General features: G+C 69.3%; 14 protein-coding genes and 1 pseudogene. 10 read left to right on the top strand and 5 right to left on the bottom strand.

Features of this window, described 5'->3' with window-relative positions; genetic code table 11:
• Positions 1-11 precede the first annotated feature (11 nt).
• Both CLV67_RS45515 and CLV67_RS45510 read right to left on the bottom strand, forming a co-directional pair.
• Complete coding sequence (locus tag CLV67_RS45515; protein WP_106330229.1) at positions 12-1,547, bottom strand: acyl-CoA carboxylase subunit beta; 1,536 nt, start codon at positions 1,545-1,547, stop codon at positions 12-14.
• A 50-nt stretch (positions 1,548-1,597) separates the two neighbouring features.
• A complete protein-coding gene (locus CLV67_RS45510; protein ID WP_106330212.1) occupies positions 1,598-3,307 on the bottom strand; it encodes an acyclic terpene utilization AtuA family protein in 1,710 nt (569 codons plus the stop codon).
• Positions 3,308-3,393: 86 nt separating this feature from the next.
• Between CLV67_RS45510 and CLV67_RS45505 the strand changes: the two genes are divergently transcribed.
• The 3 genes from CLV67_RS45505 to CLV67_RS45495 all read left to right on the top strand — a co-directional run bounded on the left by CLV67_RS45505 (position 3,394) and on the right by CLV67_RS45495 (position 5,806).
• Complete coding sequence (locus tag CLV67_RS45505) at positions 3,394-4,026, top strand: TetR/AcrR family transcriptional regulator (protein WP_106330211.1); 633 nt, start codon at positions 3,394-3,396, stop codon at positions 4,024-4,026.
• A gap of 195 nt (positions 4,027-4,221) precedes the next feature.
• Positions 4,222-5,094, top strand: a complete 873-nt coding sequence (locus tag CLV67_RS45500; protein ID WP_106330210.1) for a helix-turn-helix domain-containing protein — start codon at positions 4,222-4,224, stop codon at positions 5,092-5,094.
• Positions 5,095-5,113: 19 nt separating this feature from the next.
• Complete coding sequence (locus tag CLV67_RS45495; protein ID WP_203737493.1) at positions 5,114-5,806, top strand: 2OG-Fe dioxygenase family protein; 693 nt, start codon at positions 5,114-5,116, stop codon at positions 5,804-5,806.
• Here the strand turns inward: CLV67_RS45495 and CLV67_RS45490 are convergent.
• A complete protein-coding gene (locus CLV67_RS45490; protein WP_106330208.1) occupies positions 5,792-8,395 on the bottom strand; it encodes an ATP-binding protein in 2,604 nt (867 codons plus the stop codon). The two genes, CLV67_RS45495 and CLV67_RS45490, sit on opposite strands and share 15 nt — an antisense overlap.
• 278 nt (positions 8,396-8,673) lie before the next feature.
• On the opposite strand from CLV67_RS45490, the gene CLV67_RS45485 reads away from it, so the two are divergent.
• The 4 genes and pseudogenes from CLV67_RS45485 (at position 8,674) to CLV67_RS54470 (ending at position 11,391) form a co-directional block, all read left to right on the top strand.
• Positions 8,674-9,180 (top strand): NUDIX domain-containing protein, encoded by a 507-nt coding sequence (locus CLV67_RS45485; RefSeq protein WP_106330207.1) that lies wholly within the window; start codon positions 8,674-8,676, stop codon positions 9,178-9,180.
• 133 nt (positions 9,181-9,313) lie between these two features.
• Positions 9,314-10,495 carry an Ltp family lipoprotein gene (locus CLV67_RS45480; RefSeq protein ID WP_106330206.1) on the top strand — a complete coding sequence of 394 codons (1,182 nt, stop codon included), beginning with the start codon at positions 9,314-9,316 and terminating at the stop codon, positions 10,493-10,495.
• A gap of 340 nt (positions 10,496-10,835) precedes the next feature.
• Positions 10,836-11,162: pseudogene (locus CLV67_RS54010) on the top strand (Uma2 family endonuclease); the annotation flags it as partial.
• A 103-nt stretch (positions 11,163-11,265) separates the two neighbouring features.
• Positions 11,266-11,391, top strand: a complete 126-nt coding sequence (locus CLV67_RS54470) for a hypothetical protein (protein ID WP_275414931.1) — start codon at positions 11,266-11,268, stop codon at positions 11,389-11,391.
• A gap of 55 nt (positions 11,392-11,446) precedes the next feature.
• Here CLV67_RS54470 and CLV67_RS45470 read toward each other — a convergent pair whose 3' ends face one another.
• Both CLV67_RS45470 and CLV67_RS45465 read right to left on the bottom strand, forming a co-directional pair.
• Entirely contained in the window at positions 11,447-12,361 is a 915-nt protein-coding gene (locus CLV67_RS45470; RefSeq protein ID WP_106330205.1) for an NADP-dependent oxidoreductase, read from the bottom strand.
• Between the two features lie 123 nt (positions 12,362-12,484).
• Positions 12,485-12,985 (bottom strand): MarR family winged helix-turn-helix transcriptional regulator, encoded by a 501-nt coding sequence (locus CLV67_RS45465; RefSeq protein ID WP_106330204.1) that lies wholly within the window; start codon positions 12,983-12,985, stop codon positions 12,485-12,487.
• 133 nt (positions 12,986-13,118) lie between these two features.
• Here CLV67_RS45465 and pdxY point away from each other — a divergent pair, with 133 nt between their 5' ends.
• The 3 genes from pdxY (at position 13,119) to CLV67_RS45450 (ending at position 15,850) form a co-directional block, all read left to right on the top strand.
• Positions 13,119-13,970, top strand: coding sequence for a pyridoxal kinase PdxY (gene pdxY, locus CLV67_RS45460; RefSeq protein WP_106330203.1), 852 nt, complete (start codon positions 13,119-13,121; stop codon positions 13,968-13,970).
• A gap of 160 nt (positions 13,971-14,130) precedes the next feature.
• A complete protein-coding gene (locus tag CLV67_RS45455) occupies positions 14,131-15,366 on the top strand; it encodes a DUF6271 family protein (protein ID WP_106330202.1) in 1,236 nt (411 codons plus the stop codon).
• On the top strand, positions 15,359-15,850 hold the full coding sequence (locus tag CLV67_RS45450; protein WP_106330201.1) for a GNAT family N-acetyltransferase: 492 nt from the start codon (positions 15,359-15,361) through the stop codon (positions 15,848-15,850). Before CLV67_RS45455 ends, CLV67_RS45450 begins: the two co-directional genes overlap by 8 nt.
• Positions 15,851-15,855 lie beyond the last annotated feature (5 nt).

Raw genomic sequence — 15,855 nt, 5'->3', positions numbered from 1 at the left:
TGGACCTCCTTTCACAGACGGAAGACGCCGTAGCCACGGGCGCCGGCGACCGGCGCGCTGTGGATCGCCGACAGGCAGATGCCCAGGATGGTGCGGGTGTCGCGGGGGTCGATGACCCCGTCGTCGTAGCCCAGCCCGGAGGTGAAGTAGGCCAGGGACTGCTCCTCGACCTGTTTCTCGACGGCGGCGCGCATGTGCGCGTCGGCCTCTTCGTCGAACGGCACCCCACGGGCGGCGGCGGCCTGCTGGGAGACGATCGAGATGACCCCCGCGAGCTGCGCCGGACCCATGACCGCCGACTTGGCGCCGGCCCAGCTGAACATGAACCGTGGGTCGTACGCGCGGCCGCTCATCCCGTAGTTGCCGGCCCCGTACGAGGCGCCCAGCACCACCGACAGATGCGGAACCGTCGAGTTCGACACCGCGTTGATCATCTGAGCGCCGTGCTTGATGATGCCGCCCTGCTCGTACTCGGCGCCGACCATGTAACCGGTCGTGTTGTGCAGGAACAGCAGCGGCGTGTCGCTCTGGTTGGCCAGCTGGATGAACTGGGCGGCCTTCTGCGCCTCCGGGCTGAACAGCACGCCCTGCGCGTTGGCGAGGACGCCGATCGGATAGCCGTGCAGCTGTGCCCAGCCGGTCACCAGCGACGGGCCGTACAGCGGCTTGAACTCGTCGAAGTCGCTGCCGTCCACGATGCGGCCGATGACCTCGCGGGGATCGAACGGGACCTTGAGGTCGGACGGCACGATGCCGAGCAGGTCCTCGGTGTCCAGCAGCGGCTCGGCGTACTCCCTCCTCGGGGCCGGCCCGGCCTTTCGCCAGTTGAGGCGGCGCACGATGGAACGCCCGATCCGCAGCGCGTCGAGCTCGTCGACGGCCAGGTAGTCGGCCAGGCCCGACGTCCGCGCGTGCATCTCGGCCCCGCCGAGCGACTCGTCGTCGGACTCCTCGCCGGTGGCCATCCTGACCAGCGGCGGCCCGCCGAGGAACACCTTCGCCCCGCCCTTGACCATGACGGTGTAGTCGCTCATGCCCGGCACGTACGCGCCGCCGGCCGTGGAGTTGCCGAACACCAGCGCGATCGTCGGCCGGCGGTCGGCGCTCGCGACGGTGAGGTTGCGGAACACCGCGCCGCCGGGGATGAAGATGTCCTTCTGCGTCTGCAGGTCCGCCCCGCCGGACTCGACGAGCGTGACGGTGGGCAGCCGGTTCTGCCCGGCGATCTGGTTGGCGCGGAAGATCTTCCGCACGGTCACCGGGTTGGAAGCGCCGCCCTTCACGGTCGGGTCATGGGCGATGATCATGCACTCGACGCCCTCGATCACGCCCAGACCGGTGACGACCGAGCCGCCGACCGTGAAGTCGGTTCCCCAGCCGGCCAGGACGCCGAGCTCGAGGAACGGCGAGTCGGGGTCGACGAGCAGCTCGATGCGCTCGCGGGCGGTCAGCTTGCCGCGCCGGTGGTGCCGCTCGACGGCCTTGGGGCCACCGCCGGCCAGTGCCGTGGCCTGCTGTTCCGCCAGATCGGCGACGCGTTCCAGCATCGCCTCCCGGTTGGCGGCGTAGCCGGGCGAGGTGGAGTCGACGCTGGTTTTCACGGGAGAAGCTCCTTGGGCAGGTTCACGACTCGTGCGCGCAGCCACTCGCCGACGGCCTTGGCCTGCGGGTCGAAGCGGGTGGAGGAGGCGACACCGTCACCGAGAAGTCCGTCGATCACGATGTTCACGGCGGCCAGGTTCGGCAGCGCGAAGACCTCGACGCCGAGTCCCGCCGCCTCCGGAAGGAGCCGGGCGACCTCGGCCGGCGTCAGCCAGGCGCTCAGCCACGCGTAGGCGTCGGCTCGCCGGGGATGGTCCGCCGGGATCCATACCCCCACGTTCGCGGTTCCGCCCTTGTCCCCGGACCGGGCGAAGACCAGACGACCCAAAGGCACATTCACTTCGGTGGTACGGCTGTGGCGTGCCGCCGTTGTCGGTGTCGTCGTGGGCGTATCCGCGGTGACCGGTGGCGGCCCGATGCCGACCGTGGTGCCGTCGGGCCGGACGACCACGTGCGGCACCTGATCCTGGGGCAGGTAGGCGGCACGGTAGATCCCGAACGGGGCGCCCGCCCCGGGTGGCGCGGTCACGTGGAAACCCGGGTAGGACGCGAGCGCCAGCTCGACGGCGGCACTGCTGAACGCGCGGCCCACGACTGCCGGATCGGTGTCCTTGACGTGGCAGCGCAGCACCGCCGAGGCCGCCGCCTCGCTGGCCGGGTCGGCGTGGTCGGTCCGCGCCAGATCCCACACGACCTCCGCCGGTGGCCGTGCACTGAGCGCGCTCGTCATCTGCTCGCGTACCCAGCGCTCCTTCTCCTCGATGTCCAGGCCGGTCAGCACGAACTCGACGGAGTTGCGCCACCCGCCGGCGCTGTTGAGGGCGACCTTCGTCGTCGGGGGAGGGGCGACACCCCGTACCGAGGTGATCCGCACCCGATCGGGGCCGGCCTGCTCCAGCTCGACCGAGTCCAGGCACGCGGTCACGTCGGGATTGGCGTAGTGGGGGCCCGCGACCTCGTACACCAGTTGTGCCGTGACCGTGTCGACCGTGACCGCCCCGCCGGTGCCGGGATGTTTGGTGATCACGGCCGTCCCGTCCGCGCTGAGCTCGGCCAGCGGAAAGCCCAGCGGACGGGTCGTGTCGACGCCGGCGAAGCCGGAGAAGTTGCCACCCGTGGCCTGCGTGCCGCACTCGAGGACGTGACCGGCGACGACCCCGGCAGCCAGGCGGTCGAAGTCGGTGCGCTCCCAGCCGAACTCCGCGACGGCCGGTCCCAGCGTCAGCGCCGCGTCGGTGACACGGCCCGTGACGACGATGTCGGCACCCGCGCGGAGCGCCTCGGCGATCCCGAAAGCGCCGAGGTAGGCGTTGGCCGTCAGCGCGCCCGCCCAGCCGTGTGCCCCGGCCTCGCCGATCAGGTCGTCACCCTGCACGTGGGCCACGGCGACGTCGACGCCCTGTTCCCTCGCCAGGGACCGGACGGCCTCCGCGAGCCCGGCCGGGTTAAGGCCGCCCGCGTTGGTCACGATCCGCACCCCGCGTCGCCGGGCGAGCGTGAGGCAGCCGCCGAGTTGCCGCAGGAACGTCTTCGCGTAGCCGAGCGACGGGTCCTTCTGCCGGTCCCGGCCGAGGATGAGCATGGTCAGTTCGGCCAGGTAGTCCCCGGTCAGGTAGTCCAGCGGCCCGCCCTCGATCATCTCGGACATCGCCGAGAAGCGGTCACCGTAGAAGCCCGAGCAGTTCCCGATGCGGATCGTACGCATTGTCAGGCTCAACACCTCAGTGAGTAGTGGGTGACCGCCACACTAGACTTTCTGACAAAGTAGTCAAGTAACGAGAGGGGTGTCCGGTGGGACGTGCTCGAACGAACCCCGCGCCTACCGCGCCGGCCACCGCCAGGGGCCGCCGGACCCACGACGCGCTGATCGTCGCCGGTCGGGAGGTGATCGAGGAGCACGGTTGGGCGGGGTTCACTCCCGAGGCGGTCACCCAGGCGGCGGGCGTGTCGTACGGGACCTTCTACACGTATTTCGAATCCAAGGACGACCTGCTCCGCAAGATCGTCCAGGCGGCGGCCGACGAGATGTACGCCGCCAGCCGGGTGCCGGACACCCTCGACGACCCGTACGCGCGGATCGTGGAGGCGAACCGCCGCTACCTGGCCGCCACCGGCCGGGCCGCGAAGGTGCTGCGGATGGTCGAGCACGGCGCGTACCTCGACGACAACCTCCGCCGCCTGCTCCTGGAGATCCGCGAGTTCTACGTCGGCCGCAGCGAGGAGGGCATCCGGCGTCTGCAGGTGGCCGGACTCGCCGACCCCGGCCTCGACCCGCGCCTGACGGCGATCGCGCTGGGTGCCATGGTGGAGCAGGTGGCCGTGATCATCAACGAGCTCCGCGAGCCCCTCGACACTGAGAAGATGGTCGACCACCTGTCCCGGATCTGGGCGTCCGCCCTGGGCCTCCGGGTTCCGTCCGAGTGAATGCGACAGGCGCCTGCCTCGGCCCCGCGGGTGGAGTTGCCGCTCCACCCGCTCTGCAACGACTAATTTGCAAGGGCCTATCTTGATGCTGACAGAATGGGAATCCCAAAAGAAGCCCTTGCGCCTCGCAAGGCTAGTCTTTGAGGCGCACCTTCCTCGCACTTCCATCAAAGGGACATTCGGGAGGAGTCAGGTATGCCTGGTGCTACGGGCCCCATCGTTCCTCGCCGCCGGCTGGCCGAAGAGCTCAAGCGGCTGCGCCTCGAGGACGGCCGAAGCCTCGAAGACGTCGCCCGGGCCCTCCTGATCTCCACCTCCAAGCTCTCCCGGCTCGAGAACGCCCAGGGAAGCCCGCAGCCGCGCGACGTGCGCGACCTGATCCGGGAGTACGGCGTCGAGAGCACCATGGCCGACCGGATGATGCGGTGGGTGAGCGCCGCCCGCCGCCAGGGCTGGTGGACCGACTACTCCTTCACCTCCGAGGGCTTCGCCGCGGGCCTGGACGTGCACGTCGCCTACGAGTCCGAGGCGACGGTGGCACGCACGTACGCCATCCCGTTCTTCCCCGCTCTGCTGCAGACCGACGAATACGTGCGGGCGCTGTACAGGTCGCTCGAGCCGTGGCGGGGCGACGAGGAGATCGATCAACTGGCTCAGCTACGACAGCGACGCCGTGAACTGCTCGACGAAACCGAGGGCCGCCCGCCGCTGCAGATCACCACGGTGTGCCACGAGACCGCGCTGCGGCAGGTGGTGGGCGACGAGGGGATCCTGCGCCGGCAGCTGGAAACCCTCCTGGAAGGGCTCGACCGGCCGAACGTGGAGATGCGGGTGCTGCCGTTCAGCGCGTCGCCGCCGTTCACGTCGACCTGCATGTGGACGTACTTCGAGTTCGGCGACGCCCTGGACCGCGACGTCGTGCATGTCGAGACCCACGCCGGATACCTGCTGCTCGAGACGGCCGACAGCCTCACTCAATACCGTCGTTACTTCGACGAACTGCAACGGCGCTCGCTGAGCACCCGAGCATCCCGCGATCTGATCCGGGCCGCGGTCCGGTCCCGATAAGGCGATGAGGGATCAATCGGTGAAGAGTCTCGACCACATCTGGGAAGAGATCTCGAAGAACGACTTCGTCGTCGTCGACGACGAGGACCTGCGGCTGGACCCGGGCACACGTCGGCACATCACCGCGACGTACTTCACCGAGCAGGTGCTCGAGGGCGACCATCCCGCGGTGCACCGGGACCGTGACCGTGCCCGGGACGTCCTCCGGTACCGCTGGAACGGCGATCGGCTGGCGCTGCGGGAACACGACGAGATAGTGATAACGGATCGCAGCGGGGTCGCCGGCTCACGTACCCACGCCCGGGTCCCCCTGCTGGCGGACCCGCTGATGGAGGCCTGGGTGCGATCCGCGATGACGCTCGTCCCGCCCCATCTGCGCCACGAGGACGGCACCTTCGGCGTCAACTTCCTGCGCACCCGGACGAACGTGGTGTCCGGCCCGCATCAGGACGAGGAGGAGTACGTCATGGTGTACGTCGCCGACAAGCACGCCGACGGCGCCGAGACGACCCTGCACGCCGTCGACGACCCGGCCCGCATCGTGTACAGGGTCACCCTCGAGCCCGGCCAGATGATCGTCTTCCGGGACGCGGCCTTCCTGCACAACGCCTCACCGCTGGTGGGCCGCCCGGGCACACCGCCGTGGCGCGATGCCATCGTCTGCACCGTCAACTACAGCGACACGTACGACCTGAGGTCATCGGTCTTCTAGCCCGGACAGGCGGGTGCGGACCTCGTCGGCCTCCGGCAGGCCGAGATCGGTGTAGAGGGCCAGTGCCTGCTCGTAGTGTTCCACGGCCCTGGTACGCCGGCTCAGGGCGGCGTGGCTGTGGCCGAGCCCGACGTGGGCGCGGGCCTGCTGGTCGCGGGCACCGGTGTCGGTGGCCAGGACACGGGCGGCGGTGTGGTGGGTGACGGCGTCGGCCGGCCGGCCGGCGGCGAGGCTCGCCTCACCGAGACCGTTGAGCACCCACATGTCGTAGTACTGGTCGCCGGTCTGACGCAGGATGTCCAAGGCCTGCAGGTGGCAGTCGATGGCCTTCCCGGGATCGCCGAGACGGGTGTGGAGCAGGCCCAGGTTGTCCAGCGAGGAGGCTTCGCTGGTGAGGTTCCGTAGCTCCCGGTGCAGGGTCACGGCCTGTTCGAGATGGGCGCGCGCGGGTTCGTACCGCTGGGATTGCATCTCGATCTCGCCGAGGTAGTTCAACGTCGTCGCCTCGCTGATCCGGTCGCCGATCCGCCGCGCCAGTGCCAGGGACCGTCCGTAGAAGTCGAGCGCCTCCGGGATGCGGCCGGCCAGGCGGTAGGAGAGTCCGAGGCTGCGCAGGCTGCGGCCCTGCGCGACCGGGTCGCCGAGCTCCTCGTACACCGCCAGGGCCTTCGCCTTGTTCTCGATGGCGGCGTCGTAGTTGGCCGACCGTTCCTCGGCGATGCCGATGCTGGACAGCGCCCGGGCCTGACCGGCCGCGTCACCGGCCCGGCGGAACAGGTCGAGCGCCTGCCGGAAGTAGTCACCACCCCACCCGGCCTGCCCCAGCCCCAGATGGGCGGTGCCGAGGTTGGTCAGGGCCCACGCCTGCTCCAGCAGATTGCCGCTGTCACGTGCGGCGTGATGGGCGTGGCCGTGAACGATCAGCTCGTCGGTGCGGTAACCGGTGTTGAGGTAGCGGTAGAGGGTCTGTGCCAGCTTGATGGTGTGGGTGGGCCAGCCCTGCGTCGCGGTGTGCCCGGTGACGGCCACCAGGTTAGGACGCTCGGCGTTCAGCCAGGCCACGGCGGCGTCCCTGCCGGTCAGGTCCGGTGCCGGCGTGCTCGCCGGTGGAACGTCGGGCCGGCGATGGTCGTCGACCGGGTAGATCGTGTCCATGGCGGCGGCGGTGGTCGCGAGGTAGTAGTCGAACAGCCGGGTCAGGGCGGTCCGGCGCCGGCTCGGAGCGTCCTGGTCGTGGGCACGCGAGGTGGCGTACGCGCGGACGAGGTCGTGGAAGGTGTACCGGTCCTCCCCGGCCGGTTGCAGCAGATGGTCACGGCACAGCTGCCGCAGCCCCGCCCGGGCCGCCGCCAGATCGATGCCGGCCAGCGCCGCCGCGGCGTAGGAGTCGAGGTCCTGGCCCGGGTGCAGCCCGCTCAGGCGCAACAGCCGTTGCAGGTCGCCGGGCAGAGACTGGTACGACAGGCTCAGCGCCACCTCGATGCCGCTGTCCAGCCGCCGATCGTGATGGCGTTCGTCGAGCCGGTCGGCGTGGTCGGTGAGGGTCCAGCCCGGCGTGCCACGGATGTGCCCGGCCGTCAGGCTCAGAGCCAGAGGCAGATGGCCGCAGCGCTGCGCGATCCGCGCCGCGGCATCCGGGTCGGACCCGACGGGCACGTCCGGGACGGCGTCGGCGAGGAACTGCAGCGCCTCGTCCCGCGTGAAGACGTCGACCGTGAACCGGGCCGCCGGCCCCAGGTCGGCGAGGCTCCGCCGGCTGGTGATCAGAGCGACGCAACCGGGAGTGGCCGGCAGCAGCGGCCGCACCTGGTCGGCGGTCGCGGCATTGTCGAGAAGCACCAGCGTCCGTGTGCCGGTGAGCCGCTCCCGGTAGGCGGCGGTCCGCCTGTCCACCTCGTGCGGGATCTGCTGGCCGGGCACGCCGAGCAGCCGCAGGAAACCGTCCAGGACCGCGGCCGGATCGGCCGGCGGCTGCGTCTCGTCCGGATGGAAACCGCGCAGGTTGACGAAGAGCACCCGGTCCACCACGTCCTCCCGGACCAGCAGATGCCCGGCGTGCACGGCAAGCTGCGTCTTGCCGACTCCGGCCATCCCCTCGATCGCGGAGATCACCACCGCGTCCCCGCCCCGCGCGGCGCCGCTTCGCACGGCTTCGCGTAGCCTGTCGAGCTCGCCGATCCGGCCGCAGAAGGTGTTCGGGTCGGCGGGCAGCGAGTCCTGCACCCGGACGAGCGCGACCGCCTCGGTCTCACCGGCGATCACCCGCAGGGCCTGCCGCCACTGGGTCACATAGCCCACATCCGGGTGCAGCGCCTCGACCACGGCCAGGACCAGGTCGGTGTTGAAACGCCGCCGGCCCGGCTGAAAACAGTTGGCCACAGTGGACCGCCGGGCCAGCTCACTCGCCGGCCGGCCCGCCCCGATCCAGGCGACGTTGATCCGGTCCTTGATCATCTCGTACGACGGATCGCCGGCCCACGCCTTGAGCAGCCGAAGCCGTTCGACCAGCTCGTTGACCGAACCGGCCTGCACCGGATCGGGCAGAGTGGCGAACGTCCCAGGGGTCACCGGCTCCTGCGGTAGCGGCATCGCTCACTCCCTGGATCATGCTCGGCGGCTCGGCGGCTTCGAATCTAGGCCGCTCGATACCGTCGTCCAAATTCGTCCAGACTTCGCCACGGAAGCGGTTCCGTGCAGGAGACTCGACGCGACGAGGATCTTCGAGCGACGGGCATCCTGACACACGGGGGTCAGGACGCTGCGCTACCTCGCCACTGGCCACAGCGATCGGCCGACCCCCTCGACTGACAAGGCCGATCGCTGTCCGGTGATTGATAGCCTGCGGCGGTGCCGATCACCGCCGTTTCATGACGCCGCGTCTGCGCCACTCGGTCCGGGCGATCATCCTGGACGAGAGCGAACGCATCCTGCTCTGCCGGTTCGTCTTCCCGCACCCGGCGGTCCCGGAGCAGGCGCTGGCCGTGTGGGCCGCTCCGGGTGGCGGTATCGAAGCCGGCGAGGACCGGCTGACGGCCCTGCGCCGTGAGATGCGCGAGGAGACCGGACTGGCGGTCACCACCGATCCGCCGCACGTCTGGCACCAGGTGGTCGTGTCCCCCGACATCGCGCCGGGCCTGGACGGCATCGTCAACGACTACTTCCTCGTTCGTACGAGTCACTTCCAGCCCCACGGCGAATTCTCGGACGACGAACTCGCCGCTTCCGAGAACCTGGCCGGGTTCCGCTGGTGGCGGCTCTCCGAGATCGCGGGCTACACAGGACCGGAGTTGTTCTCGCCCCGCGACCTCACCACGCCCCTGACGGCGCTCCTCACCGCTGGTCCACCGGACGATCCTGTCGAACTCGGCCTGTAGAGAGGCCTGTCCTCGCGGCGCCCTAGATCAGGACCCTCGGGGCGCTTCAGGGCTGAGCACCGTCCCCGGGGCTGGGAGCTCAGCGCAACCACCCATCCAGGGTGGAAGTGGTGCCCACGGCTAGCCTGTTTCCATGAGCGCACAGGGCGGTGTCGAAGTCGTTGTGCTGACCGCACTGCCCGTGGAATACGACGCGGTGCGACGACACCTACTCGACCGGGATCGGCGTACGCATTGGGTGGGCATCGAGTTCGAAGTCGGCGCTCTGCAGGGTGCAGAAGGCCAGGTGGCGATCGCTGAGCTGGGCCAGGGAAACATTGATGCTGCGCTGGCGGTCGTGCATGCCGTCGAACTTTTCCGCCCCAGCGCCATCCTCTTCGTCGGGATCGCCGGCGCCCTTCACAGCGATCTCCAGATCGGCGACGTCGTCACCGCTGTCCGCGTTTATGCCTACCAGAGCGGCACTATGGACGACCGCGGGTTCCGCGCCCGGCCCCGTGCCCATGATGCGGATCTGAAACTCGAACAGTTGGCTCGAGTGATCGCCCGGTCCTACCGCGAGCGCCCTGACCTGCCACCGGTCTACTTCCGGCCGGTCGCTGCGGGGGACGTGGTGCTCAACTCCCTGAAGCAGCCACTGTCGGAACAGCTGAATGATCACTACGACGACGCCGGCGCGATCGAGATGGAGAGCGCGGGCATGGCCAGGGCCTGTCATACATGCCGGGTGCCCGCTTTGGTCATCCGGGGCATCAGCGACCGGGCCGACGGGGACAAAGAGATCGTCGACGCGGCGGGCTCGCAGCCGCTCGCCGCACAGAACGCAGCCGACTTCGCCGTCGCCGTCATCGTGGACTACCTGTCCGGGTCACGTCGGCATGCGACCGAAAGTAAGGTGTGGCCGCCGTCCCCCGATCTGCGGAGAGCGGCCGGATCCACGCCGCCGGTGGACCGGACAACCGCCTCCTCGGTCGACAAAGCCAGTGCTGGCACCGCCCGCAAGCCGTTGTCGGTGGAGTATCAGAACGCTGTACGGTCGGCCGAGAGCTATCTGAGGAACGGTGTGTTCTCCCGTAAGGGACTGATCGAGCAGTTGTCCTCGGAGGCGGGTGAGGGGTTTTCGCTGGAGGCGGCGACGTTCGCGGTGGACTCCCTGGAAATTGATTACAACAAGCAGGCAGTGAAGTCTGCCAGGAGCTATCTGAGGAGCGGTGCGTTCTCCCGTAAGGGACTGATCGAGCAGCTGTCCTCGGACGCGGGCGAGGGCTTTACCCGATCACAAGCCGCCTATGGCGCCGACGCGGTGGGTCTCTGATCCACCGCGGGGCATATCCGCCCACCTCGGGAATCCGGGTCACCGTCGTGTCGCCGAGCAGGTCAGTGCGGCCGAGAGGACGTGAACGCGAGCGGGTCTTCCCGGCCGCGGCGATGACTCTGCTGCAAACGGCACGCATCCCGAGCGCCGGTGCTGCGGATGGGAGCAGTGCGGACCGAGCCGTTCCCAGGTTGATCATCACCCTGGTCGCCGGCGGTTCAGTCGTCGCCGGCCTACCGGCATTGCATGACCCGGCCGGCACGCCTCGGCCAGACGATGATGGCGGTATCTTGAGGTCGTAGCCCGGCGGCATCTGGAGGAGATTCGTGTGACTGCCGAGATGGTGGCGCCGGCCTGGATGCATGAGCAGGTCACGGCCGAGCAGTACGCAGCATGGACTGAAGAGCAGTGCGCGGGCATCGAGATCGTGGACGGGATGGTTCTCGTGGGTCCGAGTGCGTCCAAGCGGCACAACCGCCTGGCCCGGCTCCTGGCGAACGCGCTGGACGCCGCCGCGGGGCCGGACTGGAACGCTGACACCGACTTCGATGTCCGGCTGCAGGATGTGCCACTGAACAATCGTCGCCCTGATGTGACGGTTTACCGCGCGGAGACGATCGACGTCACCCCGACGCGGCCCGAACACGTTCTACTCGTGGTCGAGGTGGTCTCACCCGGGTCGGAGACGACCGATCGGATCGTGAAGGTCGATCAGTACGCCAGGGGCCGGCATCCCGTTCTACTGGCGTGTCGAGCAGGCCGCCACCGGTGTGCCCCTGGTCTACACGTACGTTCTCGACCCGGCGGCCGGGCGTTACCGCGACGGCGAGGTCTTCACCGGAGTGGTGAAAGTGGCCGCGCCCTTCCCGGTCGAGGTCGATCTCGGCCAGATCTGAGGTCCGTCACCAGGGGGCGGGCTGTTTCACGCGAGAGCCTATCGACCATCGTCGGTCAGGCGACGATGACGGTCTTGCCGGGCAGCGTGCCGGCGGCGGCCCGGGCGTGGACGTCCGGCAGCTCCGCGAGCGGGACCCGCTGTGCGACCTCGACCCGCAACTCGCCCGCGTCGACCAGGGACACCAGGTGCGAGAGCTGGGCGGCGTCACTACGGACGAAGAGATTGATGCCGTGTACGCCGCGCGACTCATCGCTCGGCGCCGGCATCCACACCGTGGTGTTGACCAGCACGCCGCCCGGGCGGATCACGTCCAGCAGGGCCGCCAGCTGCTCGGGCTGGACCGGGGCGAGGTTGAGCACCACGTCGACCGGGCCGGTCGCGGCGCTGTCGGCGACCTCGTCGGCGCCCGCTGCCCTGGCGCGGCCGGCGGAGCGGGCGCTCGTCACGGCGATCACGTGTGCGCCGGCGCTCTTGGCCAGCTGCACCGCGTAGCCGCCGACGGCTCCGCCCGCGCCGTTGATCAGCACGCGCTGCCCGCTGCTGAGTTTCGCGTGCTCGAACAGCGCCTGCCACGCGGTGAGGCCGACGATCGGCAGTGCGGCGGCGTCGGCCAGGTCGATGCCGGTCGGTGCCGGTGCCAGGATCTCGGCCGGTGCCACGACGTATTCGGCGGCGGCGCCGGCACCGGTCATCGGCAGGAACCCGACGACCCGGTCGCCGAGCTCGACGTTCGTCACGCCGTCACCGAGCCGCGCGACCGTGCCGGACACGTCGATGCCGGGAGTGTGCGGCAGCGTCACCGGGATCGGGCCCTGCATGAAACCCGCGCGGATGTTTCCGTCGACGCCGTTGAACGACGTCGCCGCGACGCGCAGCAGCACCTGTCCGGCGCCGGGGACGGGTTGCTCGACGTCCTCGTGGCGCAGGACGGTCGGGTCGCCGTACTCATGGAATCGAATCGCCTTCATTGCCTTGTCCTCGCCTCTGGTGAGCTAGTTGCTTCGAATCCGAAGCACTCCTGAACCATAGCTCGCTTCGAATTCGAAGCAAGTGGGATTCAGTGTGAGCCGGCCGACAAAAGCCGGATCGGTCTACCGCCGGCGCGTGGCGCGCGGCTTGGCGGATCGCGGCGGAACGGCGCGCATGTGATCGCGCACCCGTTCGAGGACGGTGCTGAGAGCGGCGAGATCCGTGCCGGTCATCGGCGCGAACAGCAGCTCATGGACCCGGTCGACGTGCCCGGGCAGCACCTGCGCGACCAGAGCCCGCCCCGTGTCGGTGACCGTCACCATGACGCTGCGCTCGTCGTCCGGCGACGGCGACCGGGTGATCAGGCCGCGCTTGTCCAGCAGCCCGGCCTGATATGTGAGCCCGCTGCGGCTGTACACGACACCGTCGGCCAGGTCGGTCATCCGCAGCCTGCCCTCCGGTGCGTCGACCAGCCGGGCGAGGATCTGGAACTGCACGAAGCTCAGGTCGCCGTCGGCGCGCAGATGCTCGTCGACCGCGTACTGGAGGAGGCTGCTGACCTCGATCAGAGCGAAGTACGCACCGAGCTGCTCCGCGTTCAGTCCGGGCGCCGGGTCACTCACCGCACGATCGTACTCGCCGGGATTCGAAGAGCCGGACGGTGACGGCATCCAAAGTGCCTGACCGGTCAGGTGAATGCCCGCGGCGCGGCGGGATGGCAGTCCAGTGCCGCGTAGGGGTCTCTAGGCTGGCGGGATGAAGGTTCTGTCCATCCAGTCCGCGGTCGCCCATGGTCACGTCGGTAACTCCGCGGCCGTGTTCCCGCTGCAACGGATCGGTGTCGAGGTCGTCCCGGTCTACACGGTGAACTTCTCCAACCACACCGGCTACGGCGCCTGGCGCGGGCCGCTCATCCCGCCTTCCGACGTCGCCGAGATCCTTACCGGTGTCGAGGAGCGCGGGGTGTTCCCGCAGGTCGACGCGGTACTGTCCGGCTATCAGGGTGGGGTGGGCATCGCCGACGTCATCATCGACGCCGTGCGCCGGGTGAAGGCCGCGAACCCCTCGGCCGTCTACGCGTGCGACCCGGTCATGGGCAACGCCAAGTCCGGCTGCTTCGTCGCCCCGGAGATCCCCGTCCTGCTGCGCGACCGGGTCGTGCCGGTCGCCGACATCATCACGCCGAACCAGTTCGAGCTGGGCTTCCTGACCGGCACCGAGCCCGCGAGTCTCGAGTCGACGCTCGAGTCGGCCGACCTCGCCCGTGCCATGGGCCCGTCGACCGTGCTGGTCACCAGCGTCGAACGACCTGACCGGGAGGAGGGCACGATCGAGATGCTCGTCGTGGACCCGGCCGGCGCCTGGATCGTCACCACCCCGCACCTGCCGTTCAAGGCGAACGGATCCGGTGACGTCACGGCCGCTCTGTTCACCGCTCACTACGTGGCCACCAGGGACGCCTCGGTGGCTCTGGAACGTACCGCCTCCAGCGTCTTTGATCTGATCGACATGACCTATCGGTCGGGGGAGCGGGAGCTGCGGCTGATCCAGGCCCAGGAGTTCTACGCCACGCCGCGGATGCAGTTCAGCGCCAAACAGGTTCGCTGACCCGCGGCCGCCCGGGCCGGACGACACCGGCCCGGGTTCCGGAACCGGCGACGACCAGCCATTTCCGGCATTCCCGTACATCTGGCCTTGTGGCCGTCAAGATCGCGCACTAGGTTCGTTGCGGCTTGTCCCACAGTGGCTGTTTCGGGAGTGTAAAAGCGTGAAGCGCCAGATCTGTCTGGTAGTGCCGACCAACCGGGAGTGCACCGCCACCCTGGCCGAGGTGATGGCCGAGGCGGAGTACGCCAAACGCCACCACGACGTCGACGTGCGGCTGCTGGTACTGGACTCCTCCGACGACCTCACCGCCCACGCGAAGGTCCTCGCCGGCGCCCGCGACGCCCTTCACCTCGACGAGTCTCAGCAGCGCGACTTCCTGCGGCAGGTCGTCGGCCACGCCGAGGTGAGCGAACCCGGCCGCCTGCTCGACCTGCTCCTGCCGCGGAAGCCGTCGTACGGGGCGTGCACCAACCGGGCCTTCCTGATCGCGGCCGCGCTGGGCTGCGAGTCAGTGCACCGGCGCGACTCCGACCTGTACTTCCAGACGTACGCCGGAGAGAAGATCTTCCCGATCCACATCGAACTCTCCGCCCTCGGCCGGCCCGCCCGCGACGTCGTGACCACCGAGAACATTCTCGACGACAGCCGCCGCGACATGCCCGTCGCGATGGTCGGCGCGTCGTTCGTCGGCGACATGTCGGTCGACGTCGAGGACATCCGCGACGCTGACGGCTACTACGACCTGGTCAGCCTCTGGGCCGCGCCCGGCAGTACCGAGGCCGAGAAACGCGCCCTGGTCGAGGACTCCTTCACCGGCAGCGCCCCGTTCGAGGGCGACCATTCCGTGCTTTCCGTGGTCGACCCGATGCGCGTCGACATGCACAACATCAGCTTCCACGGATTGCACGAGAAGGTGCCGCTGCCACCGGCCACCGACACCATCGGCAGCGACTATTTCCTCATTCACGTCGCCGACCGGGCGGGCCTTCCCGGCGTGCTGCACAACCGGCACATCGTCAATTTCCACACCGCCGAACGCAAGAGCGACGCGGGATTCCTCGCCTATCAGATGCGATTCGCCAAGTTCATCCTGTCGATGTACTACTTCCATTACATCTACGACCGGATGACCACCGACGATCCCAAGGACATTTCCGCGATCGTACGGGAGAGCACCTGGCAGCCGAGGGCGGGCAACGAGGCGCAGGCGCACCTGATGGAGCAGGCGTACCGGCGGCTCGGCGGCCGATTCACCCGTGTCGCCGACCGGATCCGCGAGCAGCGCGACACCCTGCTCTTCGAGGCCCGCCGCGACATCGAGGACTACGCCGACCTGATCGACGCGTGGGAGGGGCTCGTCGCGGCCGCCCGCGAGACCCCGCTGCCGCATGCCTGAGACCGAGCGCCTGCGTCCCATCGAGGAACCCGACTGGCCCGCCATCGTCACGCTCGAAGCCGACACGTACGGCGACAAGGGCCTCGCCGAAGGCGGACAGGTGCTGCGCACACGGGCACACCCGCCGACGTCGTTCGTCCTCGACACCGGTGACAGGCTCGGCGGCTACCTGCTCGCGCTGCCGTACCCCGAGGGGGCGTTCCCGGATCTGAGCCGGCCGGAGACCTGGGCCCGCAGCTCCGCCAACCTGCACCTGCACGACCTGGTCATCGTCCCCGGCCTCCGCGACCGTGGCCGGGGCCGGCAACTCGTGCGGCACCTCATCAGAATCGGGCGATCGCAGGCGTACGAGAGGATCTCGCTCGTCTCCGTCGGAGCGACCGCCGGGTTCTGGGCCGCGTGCGGGTTCCACCCCCACTGGCGCGTCACCCCGCCCGAGTCGTACGGGCCGGGAGCCGTCTACATGACCCGCGAGATCGGATAGGGCAG

Origin of the sequence: Actinoplanes italicus (assembly GCF_003001815.1) — a bacterium.
GTDB lineage: Bacteria > Actinomycetota > Actinomycetes > Mycobacteriales > Micromonosporaceae > Actinoplanes > Actinoplanes italicus.
This window is presented reverse-complemented; position numbering and strand designations above follow the sequence as displayed.

Coding starts and splice junctions, on each gene's coding strand:
- CLV67_RS45450 (WP_106330201.1), top strand. CDS start 15,359: ATGCCTGAGACCGAGCGCCTGCGTCCCATCGAGGAACCCGACTGGCCC.
- CLV67_RS45480 (WP_106330206.1), top strand. CDS start 9,314: ATGAGCGCACAGGGCGGTGTCGAAGTCGTTGTGCTGACCGCACTGCCC.
- CLV67_RS45470 (WP_106330205.1), bottom strand. CDS start 12,361: ATGAAGGCGATTCGATTCCATGAGTACGGCGACCCGACCGTCCTGCGC.
- CLV67_RS45485 (WP_106330207.1), top strand. CDS start 8,674: ATGACGCCGCGTCTGCGCCACTCGGTCCGGGCGATCATCCTGGACGAG.
- pdxY (WP_106330203.1), top strand. CDS start 13,119: ATGAAGGTTCTGTCCATCCAGTCCGCGGTCGCCCATGGTCACGTCGGT.
- CLV67_RS45500 (WP_106330210.1), top strand. CDS start 4,222: ATGCCTGGTGCTACGGGCCCCATCGTTCCTCGCCGCCGGCTGGCCGAA.
- CLV67_RS45510 (WP_106330212.1), bottom strand. CDS start 3,307: ATGCGTACGATCCGCATCGGGAACTGCTCGGGCTTCTACGGTGACCGC.
- CLV67_RS45490 (WP_106330208.1), bottom strand. CDS start 8,395: ATGCCGCTACCGCAGGAGCCGGTGACCCCTGGGACGTTCGCCACTCTG.
- CLV67_RS45515 (WP_106330229.1), bottom strand. CDS start 1,547: ATGCTGGAACGCGTCGCCGATCTGGCGGAACAGCAGGCCACGGCACTG.